Genomic DNA, 19149 nt, shown 5'->3' on the forward strand with positions numbered 1-19149 from the left:
GATGGTCGCATCTTTAGAAAACCCAGACTATCTCGGTTCACCAACGTCCCGCGGCTTGACCGCGGGATCTATAGATCCTCCTAGTTCTGGATCCCTCGAACAAGTCGTGGGGTGAAGGCAGATAAGCCGCTGTTGCGGATATCGAGGTTAGCCGATATGAGATTAACACCTCCCTCTTTGTATATTCTATACTCTAATAAATGGATTTGTTATTAAAGTGACCGTATGTTTCTTTTTAAAAATGGCATTTTAAAATTAATGACAATTATTGGTTTATCAGTCAGTACCAATATATTTGCCTGTCAGTGTTTTAATTCATTTTTTTTATCTTCGATTTTTTCTAATAACCCCAAAGAAATGACCTGTTCACTATCTACAGATTATGGCAGAGTTGTTCGGGTTACTCTCTCTGATGGAAGAAATAGTGCAATTTCCTCTATTTATGGTTGCTCACTAAACTCTGTCAGCAGCAACATCCATAGGGACTTTTTTGAATACACTAATGATAATGAACTGTGTGCTGAAGAAATCTTGAATGCTTGCCGGATGCTGAACATTGAAATTCAATCTTATTAACTAACAAATATAAATGCTATCTGAACGAGGCCTCTACTTTTGATAACACTCTTGATGTTCCCTATTATCGTATTGTATATCATAAAATATAAGTCGATTTCTTTTTTTAGTTATTACCATAATCAAAAGGTGTATGTTGTAGTCCTTTCGAAACTTCAGTTGACGCTCCTTTTGCACGCAAAAAACTTTGACTGGCTATCGAGGAAAGTGAATTGGCATTTAAACGCCATTTACCTAAAATGGATGGTGTGCTCCACTCCATAGGCTGTATAGCAGGCTCGGAATTTACACAATTTTTTTCATTCGCATTAATTTTTGATTTATCCTGGATTCATATTGTGCTTCATCCAAAAGTATTTTATTTTTTTCCTGAGGAGGAACGGGGTCAACTTTGTACGAATAAAAAGGCGCAAGCACTCTTAATTTTACAACCATCAAAAAAGCTTTAAGCGGAGTAAGCTCCTCGTATCCATAGTGGCTGGCAATAAAGGGGGAATTTTTGTATTTATGATGGAGAAAATGTCAATCAATTTTAAATCACCATTGCACTGAGCATTTGATGATAAAATAAAGCCCATCAACTAGCAACGGGCTTTATCTTTGAATAGCTCCATCAGAACTGACAGAGCTTTAAGGTATACATGAAACTCTTACGCCATCGCAGCGGCTTTCTTTTCTTTCTCTTTGGCAATTACAGCTTCAGCCACATTCGCTGGGCAAGGAGCATAATGAGAGAATTCCATAGAGAATTGACCACGACCAGAAGTTAAAGTACGTAATGTACTGATGTAACCAAACATTTCTGAAAGAGGAACATCGGCCTTAATACGAACACCAGTGGCACTTGGCTCCTGACCTGAGATCATTCCGCGACGACGGTTCAAGTCACCAATCACATTACCAACATCATCTTCAGTACTGTAGACATCAACTTTCATGATAGGTTCTAGCAATTGAGGACCTGCTTTGGGAATCGATTGCCGGAAAGCACTCTTTGCTGCAATCTCAAATGCGATGGCCGATGAGTCAACGGCATGGTATGCACCATCGGTTAAGTTAACTACAACGTCCAATACAGGGAAACCAGCCAATGTTCCCGTATCCATCATAGAGCGGAAACCTTTCTCAATAGCAGGGAAGAATTCTTTAGGAACATTTCCACCGACTACGGATGTAATGAATGTGAATCCAGTATTTGGCTCTCCAGGTTGAATCGTATAATCGATTTTACCGTATTGACCCGCACCACCTGATTGTTTCTTGTGGATATAGCTGTCCTGAATAGTTTTAGTAATGGTTTCACGATAAGCAACCTGAGGTTGACCCACTATCAATTCCACATCATAAGTACGTTTCAGAATATCTACTTTAATATCAAGATGTAGTTCACCCATACCTTTAAGAATGGTCTCACCTGAATCTTGGTCAGTTTCTACTCTAAACGTTGGATCTTCTGCAACCATTTTACCTATCGCAATAGACATTTTCTCAGTCGCACCCTTATCTTTTGGCGTTACTGCAATAGAGATAACGGGTTCAGGGAAGACCATCGCTTCAAGTGTACACTCATGATTAGGATCGCAAAGTGTATGACCAGTTCGAACGTTTTTCATACCTACAATAGCAATAATGTCGCCTGCTTCGGCACTTTGCAATTCATTACGCTCGTTCGCTTGCATCTCCACCATACGGCCAACACGTTCTGTTTTACCAGTAAAGGAGTTAAGAATGGTATCTCCTTTATTGAGTTTTCCTGAGTAGATACGTATGAATGTTAGGGCCCCAAACCGGTCATCCATAATTTTGAATGCCAATGCACGGAATGGCTCATCAGCAGAGACAATAGCAAATTGGCCATTTGGATTCCCTTCAGCATCGGTTAAAGGTTGAGGGTTCACTTCATGAGGTGCAGGCAAGTAATCAACTACTGCATCCAGTAAGAGCTGCATCCCTTTATTTTTAAAAGCCGAACCGCAATAAGTTGGGAAGAAGGCCAATTCAAGAGTTCCTTTACGGATACAACGCTTGATGTCTTCAATTGAAGGCTCTTCGCCTTCTAAATAACCCATCAGTAATTCATCGTCCATTTCAAGGGCTGTTTCAATTAATTGTGCACGATACATTTCTACATCGTCATGCATCTCAGCGGGTACTTCAGTTTCTTTGAAATTCTCAGGCTGACCTGATTCGTCCCAAACATATGCTTTACGGCTTAATAAATCAACAACTCCCACGAAGCTGTCTTCAAAGCCTATGGGCAAAGTCATAATTAACGGATTTGCACCCAATACTTTCTTAATTTGATCAGTCACTTTCAAGAAATTTGCGCCGACACGGTCTAGTTTGTTTACAAAAATCAAACGAGATACTTTTGAATTGTTCGCATAGCGCCAGTTGGTTTCTGATTGAGGCTCAACGCCGCCAGATCCACAGAATACCCCAATACCTCCATCGAGTACCTTCAGTGATCGATATACTTCTACAGTGAAGTCAACGTGTCCTGGGGTATCAATAATGTTAAAGCGATGACCTTTCCAAAAGCAACTTACTGCAGCTGATTGGATGGTAATTCCACGCTCCGCTTCCTGTTCCATGAAATCGGTTGTTGATTCACCATCATGAACCTCACCTATTTTGTGAATTCTACCGGTCAGTTTAAGAATACGTTCGGTAGTTGTCGTTTTGCCAGCATCTACGTGAGCGAAGATACCAATGTTTCTATAAAGGTTTAAATCAGCCATAGCAACTCTTATCTATTTAATGGTTAAAAATTTGACACATATTGTACAGTATTTTATCCGAATATGCAGCAGAAATTTGATGAAATTCATCTTTTTATTGATTTAGCCTATTGTTGTACAAAGCACAAGTGCCAACTCTCGCTACAAAAGTAATTGTAGCAGAATCCGTATAGAATGTATTTTTTATCTTGATGGTCTTATAAACTTAAAACAAATATTTTGTATTTTTACTCAAAAGAGAAGCACTATCATCAAAAGCAAACGGTATATAAAACTGTAAGAGGAACAACCAGGCGTGGTATTTACTTATTATTTTAAGGTTTCTTCAGTGCCCGTTCGGGGGGCTATAATTTCTAAAGAGGGAGAAGCCCAATAAAGAATTTGTTTTGAATCTATTATTTTATAAGGTAGTGATAAATAAGGTTCTTTTTTAAAATTCCAAAATTCTCCACAATATTGTCCATCATTTCTTTGTGAAATCACTTGTAATTTGTGATGGTTGTGATCGGTGAATTGTAAACAATAATTAGCATTTTGATTTGGCGGGATTTTTAATATGGAAGCGCTAAGAGGGATTTCTCCTTTCGCATTTAGAGAAAAAATAAAGCGGTCTGTCTTGGCATAAAAATCTGTACTAAGCCTTAGTATTAATGATGCAAATATTAAAGTAATAATCGTAGCCTTTAATCTCGGCAATCTTCTATTTCTAGACTTTAGAATTTTAAAGAAAAAAATCCATGCAGCAATTAGTGCCAGTATTTTTATAAGCATCATCATAGTTTATTCCTTAAATTCCTATGGGGCTTCATGAAACAATTCATAAGGATAGTTTAGTCCAGTTTTACAAATTACTGATGACACTGCATTATCTGCTCCGGGAAACGAATTTCTCAATGTTGGAAGTAATTGCCGGATGCTTGCTTTAAGCAATGATTTCCTTATTAGAATATTGGTATTTTTCTCCTTAAATTTTAATAACGCTATGAAAAAATAATTGAGCAAATGAAGCCACTTACCTTCCAATCCACCCTGTATCAACATACACTTCTTTTTGAGCATTAGTGTACAAAGCAATCAGTACTTTTTATGCGCTATAGTATAAGCAACATATATGAATAGAGAGTATTATGGCAAACATCATTAACCTTAATAAAAAAAGAAAAGCTAAAAATAGATTGGAAAAAGAAAAAAAAGCTTCTCAAAATCGTATTAAATTTGGAAGGACTAAAGAAGAAAAACAGATAGAGAGGAAAGAAAAAGAACGCCATGAACGATTTCTGGATGGACATAAATTAGATAAAAAAGATGAGCCTTAAGAAAACCCCGTTGTCGATAAACGGGGTTTCTCAAATAAGATGTTTTGGAGACCAATGAGATGCCCCCTATCATGCATTGACTATATTCATCTCAATTTAACGCAAAAATCCTAAGCCTAGAATACCCACCACAATCAAATAGATTGCCACAATATAGTTTAGTAATCGGGGTACAATGAGTATCAAAATTCCTGCAATTAATGAAATAATAGGTGTAAGATGACCATTAAGATCGTTCAGCATATTTCTCTCCTCCGTGAAATAGATATTTTTATTATATAGTAAGCATAAACTATTTGCTTACAAACGCATATATTTTGTGCTGTAAGTCTAACAGTACATTCAAAAACAGACAGCGCTTTAAATAGTTAGTTTCGCCACACTTCCGCTAAACCCTACTCCAAAAGAAATAAGCAAGATATTGCCCTTCTCCTTCTTTTTATTAATTAATGTATCCAGCATAAAACCAATAGAACAAGACGACAGGTTCCCATAATTTTTAAGAATAAAATAAGATACAGCGATTTTATCCTCGTTTCCTTCTAATTTTAAATTTCTCTGAACGGCATTGATAATTTTCTTACTGCCGGTATGGATTAGAAAATAATCAATATCTTTTTTTTCCATAGGACAGTTTTCGTTATTGATAAATTGATCTAATAACAGCCTGCTATACTCAGCACCTCGTGCAGGTACAGTTCGTCCTAATGTATATTGCGGAAAATTATCATAAGTTGGAATCTTACTTCCCCCTTCATTCATCACTAATATTTCACTGTCTGATGGTTCTATATTTGTTAAATGGTAAGATTCAAAGCCGTCATCAAGAGTACTATGGCCTAAAAGAAAAGAAACAGCACCATCACCGAATAAATAACTGTTGATTAAATTATTTAAAGCAGATGCTGCATCTTTCTGGCTCTTGCCTTCATTGAATGCTTGAATTTCTTTAAAGGAAAAAATTTTTTTTCCAGAAAGAGCTGGCGAGATCATTGCTGTATGGGCTTCTCCGACACAAACGATCACGTGCTTTTCAGGATTGGCTTGCAAAAAATAAGAGGCGAGTTCAAAAGCTTTGATCATAGCGCTACAACCTTGATTTTGCATATTTACGATATTGATATCATGAGGGAGTAGGCTATTTTCGGTCTTTGACAAAATTTCATAGGCCATACAAGGTAAAGGTCTCTCTGCAGTATTTGTTACAGCAATGAGTAAACCAACGTTCAGATCATGTGGAAAACGAGCAACACATTGGGTCATCGAGTCAAGGACTAAATCATTAACTCCAACCATGATTTTCCTGTCACACTGTCCACAAAGATATTCTGGATAATTTTCAATAATGGAATACCTATTCTGAATGTCCATTTGCTCAAGCATTTCTAAAGTAGGTTGGCTCACTTTTTGTGATGCATAATTTAAAATGTCTTTACTTGCAACAAGTTGCTCAGGTACCGCAGAGGCAACACTTAAAATTTCAATTGATCCCATAAATATCCTCAACTAAAAGCTATAACCAAGATTAATAAACGAAATGTGCACAAAATGAATTGCACCAAATGAATACTTCTGTTTTTTTTGAACACAAAGAACCGATATGAGTTAACCAAAAAACAGCAAAATCTTTAGTTATAAATACCAAAACAATTCCCGGATGGCGCTGCATCAAGGTTATGGTAGTAACTATAGTCTATCTGTGCATTTTGTACGTATATTTTACAGTTTTTTAGCGAAAGCGTTAAGTTTGCTGGATTGATAACCTGCGGGAAGTCACTCAAGTTGATTATAGATGATTTCGAATAATAAAAATTTAGCAGAAATATCTAAATAAATGATGCATAGATGCGCGCACCGAAGTGCGCAACCTCAAGATGATGCAATGATTTGAAAATTTTTTACATTGGCTACAACACCCTGTTCCCATCCTCCTTCAATTAAATGTTCTGCACTTTTTTGCAAGGCATTAGCCACTTTTCCTGAGAAATGAATCTTTTGCGCATCTTTATCTCTAAAAGTATCAAATATCGCATAAGTGCCTATATCAGTCTTCATAGCAATCCAAAAAGATGTATTGGGTTCTGTTGAATTAACCAGTTGAGCACCTTCTTTTAATAAAAATTCTAACTCCTCGTTTTTACCGGGTTTTGCCTGAAAAGCGATAAAAGTGGCCACCTGAGCGCCTAAAACAGTATTTTTATCATAATCACTTGAAGCAATTAGCTCATAATTATTTACATTTCGTAATACCCCTTGCTCCCATCCTCCAAGAATCAAATTTGATGCATTTTCCTTTAATGCGTGGGCAACTTGCCCGGCGAAATGCAGATCCCTACCTTTTTCGCTGAAAAACACATCAAAAATTGCGATCTGATTATTTTCTTTCAAACCGAACCATAACGCTGTCTCAGGTTCGGTTTGACACACTAATTGAGCCCCTTTGATAAAAAATTCCTCTATATTTAGGGCTGAGTTTTCTTTGCTTTTCATAGGAATATAAGTGGCCACTTGAAGGGTTCGTGTATGAAACATTTTTTTCTCTCATTAGTTAGGTTCATTTAAAGTAAAAATATTTTGTAATTTTTTCTGCCTCCTTATTATTTATCTACCTATCAGTAGATAGGTAAATTAAATAAAAAAAATTTAAAAGTTATTTTGAATATATTGATTTACTGTATCGATATACGATGTATCCTCGTATAATCTTGACAAAAGCAATCCACCTTCCATCTGTACTAATAAGTATTTCGATAGTTCCTCGGGTCGACTTCCCAATGGCCTTTGCTCAGAAAATCCATTGCTGATCATGTTCCTTATCCACTGCTCCAGAAGGTTAAAAAAATCACGTACTTTCTTTTTAACTTTTTCAGGCAATGAGATCACATCGGATGCAAGCATACCCCCTAAACACATTTTCATTTCATCGTGTACAGTCAATGACATGACTTTATCCACTAACTTCAATAATTTTTGTCGTAAAGACAGTGAGGAATTCAACTGCAGTTCTTTTAGAAATAAAGTGAGTCCATACATTTGCCAATCAATTACCGCAACAGCTAAATCCTCTTTCGCGGGATAATAATAGTGAATACTTGATGTTTTGATCCCTACTACATGGGCAATATCTTTATAGCTAAAAGCATTATAACCCATTTTTTGAATTAAGCTTTCAGCAGTAGTTAATATTTTTTCTTGCATTACCGTATATTTCATCCTTGCATTCTATCTATTAGTAGATAAATTGTCAACTCGAGTGATTCTTATTATCGCAAGTTAATGATTTAAAATTATTTATATATATATATTTAATGAAATACTTTAATATCATTTATGACTAAAATTTATTTCGCAATACCAATTAAGATAATAACTCGAGCAAAAATATTATGTCCGAAATTTTAGTTCTTGCATTTTCATTTGTATTGGTTGCTGGTTTTACCTGTCAATGGCTTGCATCCTATTTAAAAGTTCCTGCGATTTTATTCCTTCTTCTTAGTGGAATTTTTGTAGGGCCGATTTTTCATTGGCTCAATCCAGACAAACAACTTGGCGCTTTATTATTTCCCTTTGTTTCCTTCTCAGTGGCGGTCATTCTATTTGAAGGAAGCATGACCTTGAATTTTTCAAAAATAAAAGGATTAGGAAGTGTCATAAGAAATCTAATTAGTTGGGGTGTATTTGTTACTTTTATTTCGGTAGCGATTTGTACCCATTTCGTAACCCAAACTTCTTGGGCTATTTCCTTTTTATTTGCCTCATTGATGACAGTCACGGGCCCGACTGTCATTCGGCCCATGTTAAGGATATTGCGGCCCAATGCGAATATATCTAATGTATTACATTGGGAAGGGATACTAATTGACCCAATTGGTGCAATTTTAGCTGTTCTTGTATTTGAGGTTCTAACTTCCCAGGGTATCGCCAAAGGTATTATGGTTGGGTTGATTGCATTTATAAAAATAACTTTTATTGGCATCTCCTTTGGTTTAATCGGAGGTATCTGTTTAGGCATCGCTTTCAAAAAATATTGGATTCCTCAGCATCTACACAATTTTGCAGTCTTGTCTGTTATAGGAATCATTTTTTCCAGTGCAAATTATATTTTAGCCGAGTCCGGATTACTTGCGGTAACCGTGATGGGGGTTACTTTAGCTAATTTTAGGGATATCGATTTAGAACACATCTTTAATTTTAAAGAAAGTTTAAGCATAGTATTGGTGTCGTGTTTATTTATAGTACTTTCAGCTCGAATAAATTTTAGTTCTTTTTGGGAATTGAAATATCAGGCTATTATTCTCTTTGTATTAATCCAATTTGTTATACGCCCTTTCAATGTGTATACCTCCTCTCTCGGCTCTGATCTCACTATGTCTGAGCGACACCTCATTTCTTGGGTTGCTCCTAGAGGGATAATCGCTGCAGCAGTTTCTTCCTTATTTGCTTTACAATTAGAAAGCATCGGATATGCGGATGCTGAAAAACTTGTTTCTTTAACTTTTTTTATGATTATTGCGACTATTGTGTTACAAAGCCTAACAGCTAAAACTCTTGCTAAAAAATTAAAAGTAGCAGAGCCTAAACCTGAAGGTTTTTTAATAGTTGGCGCAAATAAATTAACTCAAGCTATCTCGGAACAATTAAAAGAAAACAGATATTATGTCTGTTTGGTGGATGAAGACTGGAGTTCTTTGAACGAAGCCAAAATGAAAGGTTTGATTACATTATGGGGTAATCCCATATCGCAATATATTGCAGAAAAATTAGATTTAATCAAAATAAAACAGCTGTTAATTATTACCCCTCATTTGGATTTTAATGTCCTTACTGCGAAACATTACAGGTATTTTTTTGAAGAAAAAGATATTTTTACCATCCAAACACAAATTCCAAAGGAAGGACAAAAAGAAGAAAAATTTACCTTTAAAAACAGCGGAAGGGTTTTATTTAACTCTGAAGTGACATTTAATGAATTGGAGTCCATGATCAGAGAAGGCGGCAAGATTAAAACTACCACCTTAACCGATCAATTCACTTATGAAAAATATAGCTTAATGCAAGAAATTAATTACCCTTTATTTGCAATTGATCCTGCAGAATCAATACACGTATTTTCAGACAAATATGATTTCAAACCAACCAAAGACTGGAAAATAATCGGTATTTCTTCATCCAAAACTTAAACTGGTATTGCTCTGTTCAAAATATTTCATTACTTTAACTATAAGTGCATTTTGTGATTTCATCGAAACTTAGATTAGGCCCATTCCCAATCGCTTCTTTATCCTGAAAAAAATAGTTTTGGTTTCTTTTGCCGCACTGTATTTTCAAAAATGATTGTATTGTGGAAAAGAATTCTTCGGGAACATCAGACTCCATTGAATGATCTGCATTGGGAAATACTACAATTTGATTGTTCGGTATCTTGCTTGCCATAAATTCAGAATGTTTTTTATCAGTAACCCAGTCCTCTTCTCCAACTAAAATAAGTGTTGTACATGCGATTTCATGCAGACGCTCTTCATAATTAAAAGTCCGTAGAAATCCGCTAAATCCCTGATTCAATGGTTCATATTCAAAAGCATACTCCGGAGCTGGCCGACTCACTGATTGATTGTTTCTTTTTTTCCAAGAATACATGGTATCCATTACATTAAAAAAATGGCTCACCTCTTCATTACTTTTAAAACTTCCTTCCCACAACTGTTCACAGACTGTTTGTTGCTCCTGAGTGCCTCTTTCCGCTATGTTACGTCGCGCTGTTTCAATATTTTTATAGCTTGGTGAGCCTGCCGCCAAAATAAGGCTTGAAACATGTTCCGGATAATTGAGGGTATATCCTAATGCACACATTGCACCATAGGATTTACCCAATACAATTATTTTATCCAAATGAAGATGTTTACGGATTTCTTCAACATCTTGGATATAATTATCCATATTATAAGTGGAAGGATCCTGTTTGTTGCTTAATCCGCATCCTCTAGGATCAATGAAAACTATATTGCCAGTAGTTACTAGGCACTCATAATCTTTGTAGTGAGAGTGGTTTGCGCCAGGCCCTCCAGGAAGCATAAAAATATAAGGCATTTTTTCTAGATTTTCTTCCCTTGCACTCACGATTCGTATATGTAATTTGGTTTCTGGAGCTTTAGCCCGCATTGAGATATCTATAAAAAAATCCTTAGACCACATGTGTTTCTCCTTATTATAAATAATAATGATATCCCTAAGTGTTAGATAGCAGGGAAGTGTTAAATTAAAATAGAACTTATAGGATGCTTGCAACCTTAAATCTGTGGGTTTCTGTAAAACTCTTTATTGGTTAGTAGACTATACTCTTTAGAAATTAAATTTAAAGATACTTTCTAAGAAATTGTTCAATAGAGAAATAACCATTTTCCAGTCCGAACAACATTGATTAAGGAGGTACATGTGAAAACTGCACTCATAACAGGAGCAAATAGAGGTCTGGGTTTGGAGTTCGCTCGCCAATTAAAAGATCGAGGTTATTACATAATAGGTTGTTGTCGTACCCCATCACAAGCTTACGAACTAAAGAAAATAGCTGATGAAATCATTTCATTGGATGTGACAAGCGATCAAGAAATTGCTTCGTTAAAACACTCCCTAAATAATAGACCTATCGATTTGCTGGTAAATAATGCAGGAACTGGTGGGGAGCAAGGTGTCACAGTTGGGAATATTAATCGGGAAAATTTCATCGAAGTAATCAATGTGAATTGTATCGGTGTCATAAAGTTGAGCGATGCCCTACTGAGCAACATCCAAAGCAGCCATGAAAAAAATATTTTAGTTATTAGTTCCTCAATGGGCAGTATCTCTGAGAATAATAGAGGTAAATCTTATGCTTATCGGACAAGTAAAGCAGCTCTCAATTGTGTTATGCGTAGTTTTGCTATTGATGTACAGGATAAAGGAATCCATGTAATGCTCATTCATCCAGGTTGGGTAAAAACAGATTTGGGGGGGCCAGAAGCTTCAATTGATGTTCAGACTAGTGTTGAAGGCATTCTAAAGCAAGCTGATAAAAAATTAGCTCATAGTCATGCAGAAAAACTTCATAGTTATGATGGAAGTATGATTGATTGGTGAGTTCGGATTTTTATTCAATTTTAGAAAAAAATGTTTACAAATAAATGACCTCACTCTTGAATGAGATTCATGGAATTTTTGCACTGCTTTTTACGCCATGAGAATATCATATCAATCTAATCCCTGATTCTCAGCTATATATCCCATTTGTCTCGGTTCATTTTCATGTATGTCTCTGTTTCGGTTAATATTTCATTAATATTTATCAATTAGAATATACGTTTTTTGTATAGATAAATCTTATGACCAAAGAAAATCGCTGTAGAAAGCTTACATCGGACGAGATCCGCAACGCCACCCTTCATCAATGGCCAAGACAACAGAAGACTTCAATCATTCCTTATTCTTTTGATTTATCCATCATACCAAAAAGGATAAAAGAAGAGGCGTTTGTTGAGTTTGCACAAGAATCATTTGATCCATTAAATGTGCAGAGTATCAGCTGGCTACACAAAGTACTGCATCAATGGGAAAAGAATTGTGACCATGCGGTAAAATTCACCTATGTAGAAAAAATCAACAAAGAGGTTTTTGGTGGCATAGTTATCGCGAATTGTGACAATTTAAAGGATGCGTCCGGTTATTGGCAACAAGTATTAACTCCCGCTGGGCAGTTTCAGTTTGGACTGGTGTGTATTCCTTCTCAATACTATGATGCATCGGGCGCACTGATACCCTACAATGTGAGGACCATAAGCCATGAAATAGGACATGCTATAGGTTTGGCGCATCTACATGATGTCGAATCCATACGTATCTTTCTGCAAAATACTCCCCAAGGAATGGGATGTTCCGTTATGCCCTACATTACCACCATTCATTCTGATACAAGCTTGTGTAAGAGTTTGGAACCTTGTATGAATACCAGTTATGCCGTAATGCCTGGAGATTTTGATACCCAAATGTGTCAGGCAATTTATGGAGAAGACAGTCTTTTTTTCCATAAGCCTGGCAAGTTACAAGAAATGCAAAATTATGCATTTACAGGGGCTTCAATAGGATATGTCACAGGCTTACGCGGCGCTGCGGAATATCTTTTCATGCGTATGGGTGATACGCGGGCCAATGCGGGTTTGAAAGTTCTCACTATTTATTATGCAATGGTTCTTTTAAACTCTGTGTATTTCTCCGACACAAGTGGCTATTCAAATCTTTTTGAACAAGCACAACAACTCATGATTCCTTTAGGAGGCGAGTTATGCCATGTCGCGCTTAATTATCTTTTAGATTATTTACGAGCACATGATCGACATACTCTAAGCCGTACATTAGAAATTACTTCCACCAGTTTGATGTTTCTCACCTTAGGTCATGGGGTTTTAACGGCAGCCCAAGAGAGTTTTCATACCAGCTTCAATTATGGTGCAGCAATTGTATCTGGATTATTTAGTTATCGATTTTTTAATTCTATAGGTGAGGTGCTGATTGACAGTGTACTAGGCCCTCCGGACTCAAAGAATAAGAGGGTTGTGAAAGAGCCTAAAAAGGGAATCATCGGTTCTCTTTGGAGTTTCTTTGCAACAGATACCCCAGATGATGGGGAAGAGGACCAGAATCAAATCAGCAATTCCCGTCCGAATATGTCAAGCTGATTAGGTTACCCATTTAATGTTAACTCAGCTCTTTTGAATTACTAATTAATCCAGCTCAATAAAACTTGAAGTCTTCCCTTCAACAAAGCGTTTGATCAATTGTTGCCAAAATGGACGATATAAACTATGAAATAAGGGATGGCTATCATCAACAGGGAAGCACGGACCATGATTTACCTCAAGCAACCAAACTGTATTGCCCTCAGCTTCCACCATAAAGTCAAATCCAAAACAGGCAATACGGGGTTGATTATCTTCCCATATACTTGCGAATTGGTTTTTCAATTTTTGATTCACAAGTTGGCATATTGAAATAATATTTTTTTTATAAGGTTGAAAAACTGCCATTTCATCACTTAAACGTTGAACTACATTCATGCGTTCATGACTCAGATGTTCATTGGTGAGATGAGCCTCTAAGTGGCTAAAGTCGTTTTCCTGATAGGGTTTCAAAGCAATGTTTAAGTAACCACTGGGAAATAAAGCAGAACCTCGATGTGTTGAGAGCACCGATAAAACCCTGATAGAAAATTTATGGCCAAATTCAGGACCTTGAATCAGTTGCGGTTTGACAATATACCGTTGCAATACTTGAGGACCTCCCATTCGCTGAGACGAAATAAAATGATCCTTAATAGCATTTAAATCATGAAATAGATGAATATGTTGCCCATTATTCAACATAGATGGTTTCAATATCCAAGGTGCATGAGCGGAGGGAGAACTCTCTAGATTTGATAATACACTGGGCCAAACCTCATCATCGATATAGAATGTTTCTGGCATGATATAACCAATCTGATTGGCTTGAAGAAAATCTGCCAGTAAATGTTTGTATTCCAGGGTTTCGCTAATTAATGGTGAAAACTGCAACCATTTTTCATTCACTGATGCCAATCCGGAAAATTTGCTTGGCTTCCACCCTTCTGCTTTCAAAAAACGGATTAAATTTGCATGTGTTGGGGATTTGTATTCTTCTAAATGAAATTTTTTCATAACTACGATTTTAGTTTCAATTCGCCATGTAATAGTAAGTATAGCAATTTGAGATTTGATTCAATCAGGATAGTCGATGATACAGAAGAAAAATTCGCATTGATGACTTAAAGTTGGCTGATGCAGTTCGATAAGGGTTTTCTACATTAATGTATTCATTTTTAACGTCGATTGTTTTTATGCTCTATTGATTGAATGGCAGCAAAACGTTCAAACAATTTGATATTTTTTGAAGCTGCATCAAATATAGAATTCACTATTTTTTTCTTCATAAGTTCAAAAATAAATTGAGTACGTACCAGCTGGTTAGAATGAATGGGACAATGTTCCACTTCTTTAATAATTTTTCGCATTGCTGGAAAGTCCATTCTAGAATATCGATAACACACATTGTTTTTGTAGATTCTTTTAGGAAAATTCAGATTTTTTACATCCGAAAATAGATTGATTTGATGTATTGATTTGTCTTCTTTTTTTATTTTTCCATTTTCGGTATTTTTAATAAAATTTACTTGGTTTATAAGAAAAAAATCTTGGGATAAACCAGTCACCTTACGGTGTACAATTGAGCAATTTATAAGGGGCAAAGCCAAATTAATGTTGTTAAGGAACAAAAGATCGGCGATGTTTTCTATATAATCTTCAACCAATTTCTCTTTATGCTGCTTTATTGCATCATAAATGTACTTATAATCCAATCCCCTCCAGGTTATTTGACCTGAGTGAAGATACCAAAAGACATAAAGAATACCCTCCCATGGATTTGAATAATATTCTTCTGCGATTTTATTTTGTTGGATTCTAATTTCATTCACTAAGGTGGGGGTAATAACATAAGAGATTTGAGGTTTTAAACAGACAGCGATTCCATTTTCTTTAACTTCGCGAATCACCAACAATTCAACATCTTTTTGATGAAAGGTATTTACCATGGGCACCCCCTATCCTATATGTCACTTATTATAGCAGCTGCTTCCTATTCTGCTCATAAATTAAGCAATAATAATTTTTAAATTTCAAGAAACTTTTGATTTAAGACGATATTTTTAAAATTTTTAAAAGCACTTTTTCTATTAATTGATAAAAAATTTACTAAGAAAGAGAAAAAAATAATTTAGTATGTGAAAAAATAAAAATGACCTACTAAAGAAATAAAAAACATAAAAAATGATATTTCTTTTGTTTTTATTCATAGGAATATTTTAATTATATTTCTTATAAGCAATTAATATAAATTAAAAAATTGAAAGATTTTTATTATTTAATAACAAAAATTTCTAATGAATGGAGTTATTTTTGTTGTATTTTATTTGTGCATTTTGAAAAATTATAATCTAAAATTAAACTCTAAGATTCGTTAACATCTGATTAAATTAAGGTTTTGTTATGGCCGTAGAAAACGTTTTAGATATTTTAAAGGCATTCGACAATCTTCAACTCGGCACAGTAAGGCAAAAGTGCCAAATCAACGGAGTGAATTCAATTGATGAAATAGCAAAAATCTATGAGTTAACACGACAGAAACAAATCGAACTTGGGCAATGGGGCTATGAAAATTATACAATGCAAGGGAGCAATGCATCTGGATTAATACGAAGCGATGCAAATCAGGAAATTCAAAAAAATTGTATTATTTGGTCCATCAATCATTATCTAGGACTTAATCGCCATCCGCAAGTTATTGCAAGTGCCACTGAGGCAACACAGATTTATGGTACCGGCTCAGGAACTTCCGCTATGAGCGGCGGCCACAATTTACTACATAAACAACTAGAACAACGTTTAGCGAAAGTCATGAAAAAAGAAGCAGCCATTCTTTTTTCTACTGGATTTACTGCGAATTTTGGCGCGATTACTGCACTGGGTAAATGTGGAAAAACATTATTCTTGTTAGACGAAGAATGCCATGCAAGTATTTTTGATGGCGTCAAATTAAATTCATGTAATTACATGATTTTTAGGCATAATAGAATCAGCGAATTGCGTCAATTGTTACATACTTATTCTTCTGATTTCGACAATATTCTAGTTCTAGTGGAATCTGTTTATTCGATGTCTGGTGAAGAGGCTTTGCTTCAAGAAATAGTTAAATTGAAAAAAGAATACAAATTTTATTTATTTGTCGATGAAGCCCATGCATTCGGTTTATATGAGGTAGGTGGTTTATGCAGTCAGTTAGGCATCACGGAAGATGTTGATTTTATTGTTACCACCTTATCAAAAAGCACTGCTTCTATTGGGGGGGTAGTCGCATGCAGTCGAGAATTTAAGACACTTTTCCAGGCAGAAGCCACAGCCTATATTTTTCAAGCCGCAATGACGCCGGGAGATGCGGCAGCAGCATTACAAGCATTAGAAATTATTGAATCTGAGCCCCTGCTTCGCGAATCTCTTTGGGAAAAAACCCATTATTTTAGAAAGGGTTTGAAAACCAGCGGATTTGATACAGGCAAGGGTACTAGTCCGATTATAAGCATATATATACGTAATGTTGATTTATTATATCGATTTTCTAAAATCCTCTTTGAACACAACATTTTCGTGACACCAATCACCTATCCTGCTGTTAGTCCATCAGAAGTTCGTTTCCGATTCATTGTGAATAATGGTCATACATATGATCAAATAGATCATACCTTGTCCCTGTTAACTAAAATCGGCAAACAATTGGGTGTAATTTAATACAGAAATTTCATTTTAATGCGTTACATCATCACTGATGTTTTGTGAGGAATATATGGAGAATATCGTTTCAGTCATCGAAAAAAATCTTCAGGACAACATTTATGGAAAAATACATTATTTAAAAGATGGGAAAGAAGATCTATCAATCCCTTACGTTACTGTTATCCGTGATGCAAAAAGATTAGCCACTTTTTTAAAAAAGAATTTTGTGCACCAATCCCGCATCGTTTTAGTTTTCCCGCAGGGAATTGATTTCATTACTGCCTTAATAGGTTGCTTTTATGCTGGAATGATCGGTGTACCAACTTACCCTCTGCAAAATGCCAAACATTCTTATCGTCTTAAAAAAATAATCAATTCTTGCAAACCCTCTCTTATTTTAGGCACGCATAAAACGATAAATAATCTCTCAGATATGTCGGATTTCAAAGAATTTTTTATGATTTCCTCAGAAAAGGTCTTACAGCAACAGGAAAATATTGATTTTGACTTAATGGAAATTCCTTCGTTTGAAGATTTAGCCTTCTTGCAATACACCTCGGGTTCCACTGGATCTCCAAAAGGGGTAATGGTCAGCCATTCTAATTTAGCCCATAATTTATCTACTTTAAAAAATGACATCCATTTTTCAAAAGACAAAAAAATAGTGAGTTGGCTACCATTTCAACATGATTTAGGTTTAATGACTGGCCCCCTATCTTCACTCTACAACGGAAATGAATTTATTATTCTGCCCCCTGTTTCTGTAATTCAGAATCCTTATTTATGGTTAAAAGCTTTAAGTGATTATGGTGCCTATTTTACTTCAGGTCCGAATTTCGCCTATCAACTTTGTGTGGATAAAATTTCAGATGAACTACTCGATACTCTCGATCTTTCTACCCTGGATTACGCATGTGCTGCTGCGGAACCTAATCGTATCAATACAGCAACATCATTTTTTAAAAAATTTTCACGTTGTGGTTTTAAAAAAGAAGCTTACTGTGTGGGTTATGGACTTGCTGAGGCAACGGTCCATGTTACTACCAATACTTATGGCCGCATCTCTTCGCAAAAAGAAGTATCCTTTGATGGGCTTAGTCAATCCATAATAACTGCTCCCCTAAACCAGAAAGATACCCAAATCTTAATGAGCGCAGGAACATTATGTCCTGAGCATCATGTAGTTATAGTCAATCCTGACACAAGAACACCTAGTAAACCTAATGAAGTTGGAGAAATATGGGTCTGTAGTCAAAGTATTGCACAAGGTTATTGGGATAATGAAAAAACGACCCAAGAAACCTTCAAAGCAACTATAGAGGGTGAATCCAATCATTACCTCCGCACTGGGGATTTAGGATTTATTGATGGAAACCAATTGTATGTCACTGGACGTTTAAAGGATTTAATCATTATCAATGGCCGCAACATCTATCCTCAAGATGTTGAGCTAATAATTGAAGGATGTCATGAAGAAATAAAATCACATGGTGTAGCGGTCTTTAGTGCTGAATTAAATAATCAGGAATCGGTCGTAGTGTGTGCCGAAGTCAAACGCAGTGCTGTAAAGAAAGACAATTCAGAAATGATAATCGCTATTCGTCATGCAGTGGCTGAGAATTTTGAAATAGATATAGCCGATATCAAATTAATTTATCCTGGTCACTCTTACCATACTACGAGCGGGAAGATTCAACGTTCAGCAACAAAAGAAGCCTATTTAAATCATGATCTGGTCTGTCTGAAAACCACAGAAGGCACACCTACCTCTGAGCTTACAAATTCTCATCATAAAAAAGAATTAATGGACATTTTATGTAGCGTATTGGATGTTCATGATATCAAAGAACACCAGCATTTTATGGATTTAGGCGGAACATCGCTCCATGCCAAAATGCTCCATCAACAGCTTGAAATGAGGTTTGGTAAACAATGCAAAATACCGCCCACCATTGCTTTTGAATACCCCACATTATCTGCTTTAGTCGCCTTTTTCGCTCAGGTAGAGGAATGACTATTCATCGGTTCATTTGGTGTTTTACATCCCTATTTCAAATTGCGAATTTTTAAATTATTTCGGGAGCTAGAATACCCACCATTAAATGAAGTCTATACTCAAAATAATTAAAGCGGAGAAAACAGTTCAAG

General features: G+C 35.8%; 17 protein-coding genes. 8 read left to right on the forward strand and 9 right to left on the reverse strand.

Annotated features, from left to right (window positions below; translation table 11 throughout):
• Nucleotides 1-225: 225 nt before the first annotated feature.
• Together BU07_RS0111025 and BU07_RS0111030 are read left to right on the forward strand one after the other, a co-directional pair.
• Entirely contained in the window at nucleotides 226-576 is a 351-nt protein-coding gene (locus tag BU07_RS0111025; RefSeq protein WP_031566002.1) for a hypothetical protein, read from the forward strand.
• Between the two features lie 212 nt (nucleotides 577-788).
• On the forward strand, nucleotides 789-1025 hold the full coding sequence (locus tag BU07_RS0111030; protein ID WP_031566004.1) for a hypothetical protein: 237 nt from the start codon (nucleotides 789-791) through the stop codon (nucleotides 1023-1025).
• Nucleotides 1026-1226: 201 nt separating this feature from the next.
• On the opposite strand, the gene fusA is transcribed toward BU07_RS0111030, so the two are convergent.
• Nucleotides 1227-3317 carry an elongation factor G gene (fusA, locus tag BU07_RS0111040; RefSeq protein WP_031566006.1) on the reverse strand — a complete coding sequence of 697 codons (2091 nt, stop codon included), beginning with the start codon at nucleotides 3315-3317 and terminating at the stop codon, nucleotides 1227-1229.
• Between the two features lie 309 nt (nucleotides 3318-3626).
• On the reverse strand, nucleotides 3627-4094 hold the full coding sequence (locus tag BU07_RS0111045; protein WP_051635543.1) for a hypothetical protein: 468 nt from the start codon (nucleotides 4092-4094) through the stop codon (nucleotides 3627-3629).
• Nucleotides 4095-4444: 350 nt separating this feature from the next.
• On the opposite strand from BU07_RS0111045, the gene BU07_RS0111055 reads away from it, so the two are divergent.
• On the forward strand, nucleotides 4445-4633 hold the full coding sequence (locus tag BU07_RS0111055) for a DUF4169 family protein (RefSeq protein ID WP_031566011.1): 189 nt from the start codon (nucleotides 4445-4447) through the stop codon (nucleotides 4631-4633).
• 96 nt (nucleotides 4634-4729) lie between these two features.
• Here the strand turns inward: BU07_RS0111055 and BU07_RS17270 are convergent, their stop codons facing one another.
• The 4 genes from BU07_RS17270 to BU07_RS0111075 all read right to left on the reverse strand — a co-directional run bounded on the left by BU07_RS17270 (nucleotide 4730) and on the right by BU07_RS0111075 (nucleotide 7846).
• On the reverse strand, nucleotides 4730-4876 hold the full coding sequence (locus BU07_RS17270) for a DUF3096 domain-containing protein (RefSeq protein ID WP_084157845.1): 147 nt from the start codon (nucleotides 4874-4876) through the stop codon (nucleotides 4730-4732).
• Between the two features lie 117 nt (nucleotides 4877-4993).
• A complete protein-coding gene (locus BU07_RS0111065; RefSeq protein ID WP_031566013.1) occupies nucleotides 4994-6127 on the reverse strand; it encodes a 3-oxoacyl-[acyl-carrier-protein] synthase III C-terminal domain-containing protein in 1134 nt (377 codons plus the stop codon).
• Nucleotides 6128-6502: 375 nt separating this feature from the next.
• The gene (locus tag BU07_RS0111070) at nucleotides 6503-7165 is read right to left on the reverse strand and encodes a hypothetical protein (RefSeq protein WP_031566015.1); all 663 of its coding nucleotides are present in this window, start codon (nucleotides 7163-7165) and stop codon (nucleotides 6503-6505) included.
• 111 nt (nucleotides 7166-7276) lie between these two features.
• The gene (locus BU07_RS0111075; RefSeq protein ID WP_031566017.1) at nucleotides 7277-7846 is read right to left on the reverse strand and encodes a TetR/AcrR family transcriptional regulator; all 570 of its coding nucleotides are present in this window, start codon (nucleotides 7844-7846) and stop codon (nucleotides 7277-7279) included.
• Nucleotides 7847-8019: 173 nt separating this feature from the next.
• Here BU07_RS0111075 and BU07_RS0111080 point away from each other — a divergent pair, with 173 nt between their 5' ends.
• Nucleotides 8020-9813: a cation:proton antiporter gene (locus tag BU07_RS0111080; protein ID WP_031566019.1), complete on the forward strand. Its 1794-nt coding sequence runs from the start codon at nucleotides 8020-8022 to the stop codon at nucleotides 9811-9813.
• Between the two features lie 34 nt (nucleotides 9814-9847).
• On the opposite strand, the gene BU07_RS0111085 is transcribed toward BU07_RS0111080, so the two are convergent.
• Entirely contained in the window at nucleotides 9848-10825 is a 978-nt protein-coding gene (locus BU07_RS0111085; protein WP_051635544.1) for an alpha/beta fold hydrolase, read from the reverse strand.
• A gap of 240 nt (nucleotides 10826-11065) precedes the next feature.
• Between BU07_RS0111085 and BU07_RS0111090 the strand changes: the two genes are divergently transcribed.
• The gene (locus BU07_RS0111090) at nucleotides 11066-11746 is read left to right on the forward strand and encodes an SDR family oxidoreductase (protein ID WP_031566024.1); all 681 of its coding nucleotides are present in this window, start codon (nucleotides 11066-11068) and stop codon (nucleotides 11744-11746) included.
• A 242-nt stretch (nucleotides 11747-11988) separates the two neighbouring features.
• On the forward strand, nucleotides 11989-13338 hold the full coding sequence (locus tag BU07_RS0111095; RefSeq protein ID WP_051635545.1) for a zinc metalloprotease: 1350 nt from the start codon (nucleotides 11989-11991) through the stop codon (nucleotides 13336-13338).
• Between the two features lie 45 nt (nucleotides 13339-13383).
• Here the strand turns inward: BU07_RS0111095 and BU07_RS0111100 are convergent, their stop codons facing one another.
• Both BU07_RS0111100 and BU07_RS0111105 read right to left on the reverse strand, forming a co-directional pair.
• Nucleotides 13384-14334 (reverse strand): ATP-grasp domain-containing protein, encoded by a 951-nt coding sequence (locus tag BU07_RS0111100; RefSeq protein WP_031566027.1) that lies wholly within the window; start codon nucleotides 14332-14334, stop codon nucleotides 13384-13386.
• Between the two features lie 161 nt (nucleotides 14335-14495).
• Nucleotides 14496-15266 carry a hypothetical protein gene (locus tag BU07_RS0111105; protein WP_031566029.1) on the reverse strand — a complete coding sequence of 257 codons (771 nt, stop codon included), beginning with the start codon at nucleotides 15264-15266 and terminating at the stop codon, nucleotides 14496-14498.
• Between the two features lie 454 nt (nucleotides 15267-15720).
• Here BU07_RS0111105 and BU07_RS0111110 point away from each other — a divergent pair, with 454 nt between their 5' ends.
• Both BU07_RS0111110 and BU07_RS0111115 read left to right on the forward strand, forming a co-directional pair.
• Nucleotides 15721-17016, forward strand: coding sequence for an aminotransferase class I/II-fold pyridoxal phosphate-dependent enzyme (locus BU07_RS0111110; protein ID WP_031566031.1), 1296 nt, complete (start codon nucleotides 15721-15723; stop codon nucleotides 17014-17016).
• A 55-nt stretch (nucleotides 17017-17071) separates the two neighbouring features.
• The gene (locus tag BU07_RS0111115; RefSeq protein ID WP_051635546.1) at nucleotides 17072-19015 is read left to right on the forward strand and encodes an AMP-binding protein; all 1944 of its coding nucleotides are present in this window, start codon (nucleotides 17072-17074) and stop codon (nucleotides 19013-19015) included.
• Nucleotides 19016-19149 lie beyond the last annotated feature (134 nt).

Source organism: Legionella wadsworthii DSM 21896 = ATCC 33877 (assembly GCF_000701265.1).
Lineage (GTDB): Bacteria > Pseudomonadota > Gammaproteobacteria > Legionellales > Legionellaceae > Legionella > Legionella wadsworthii.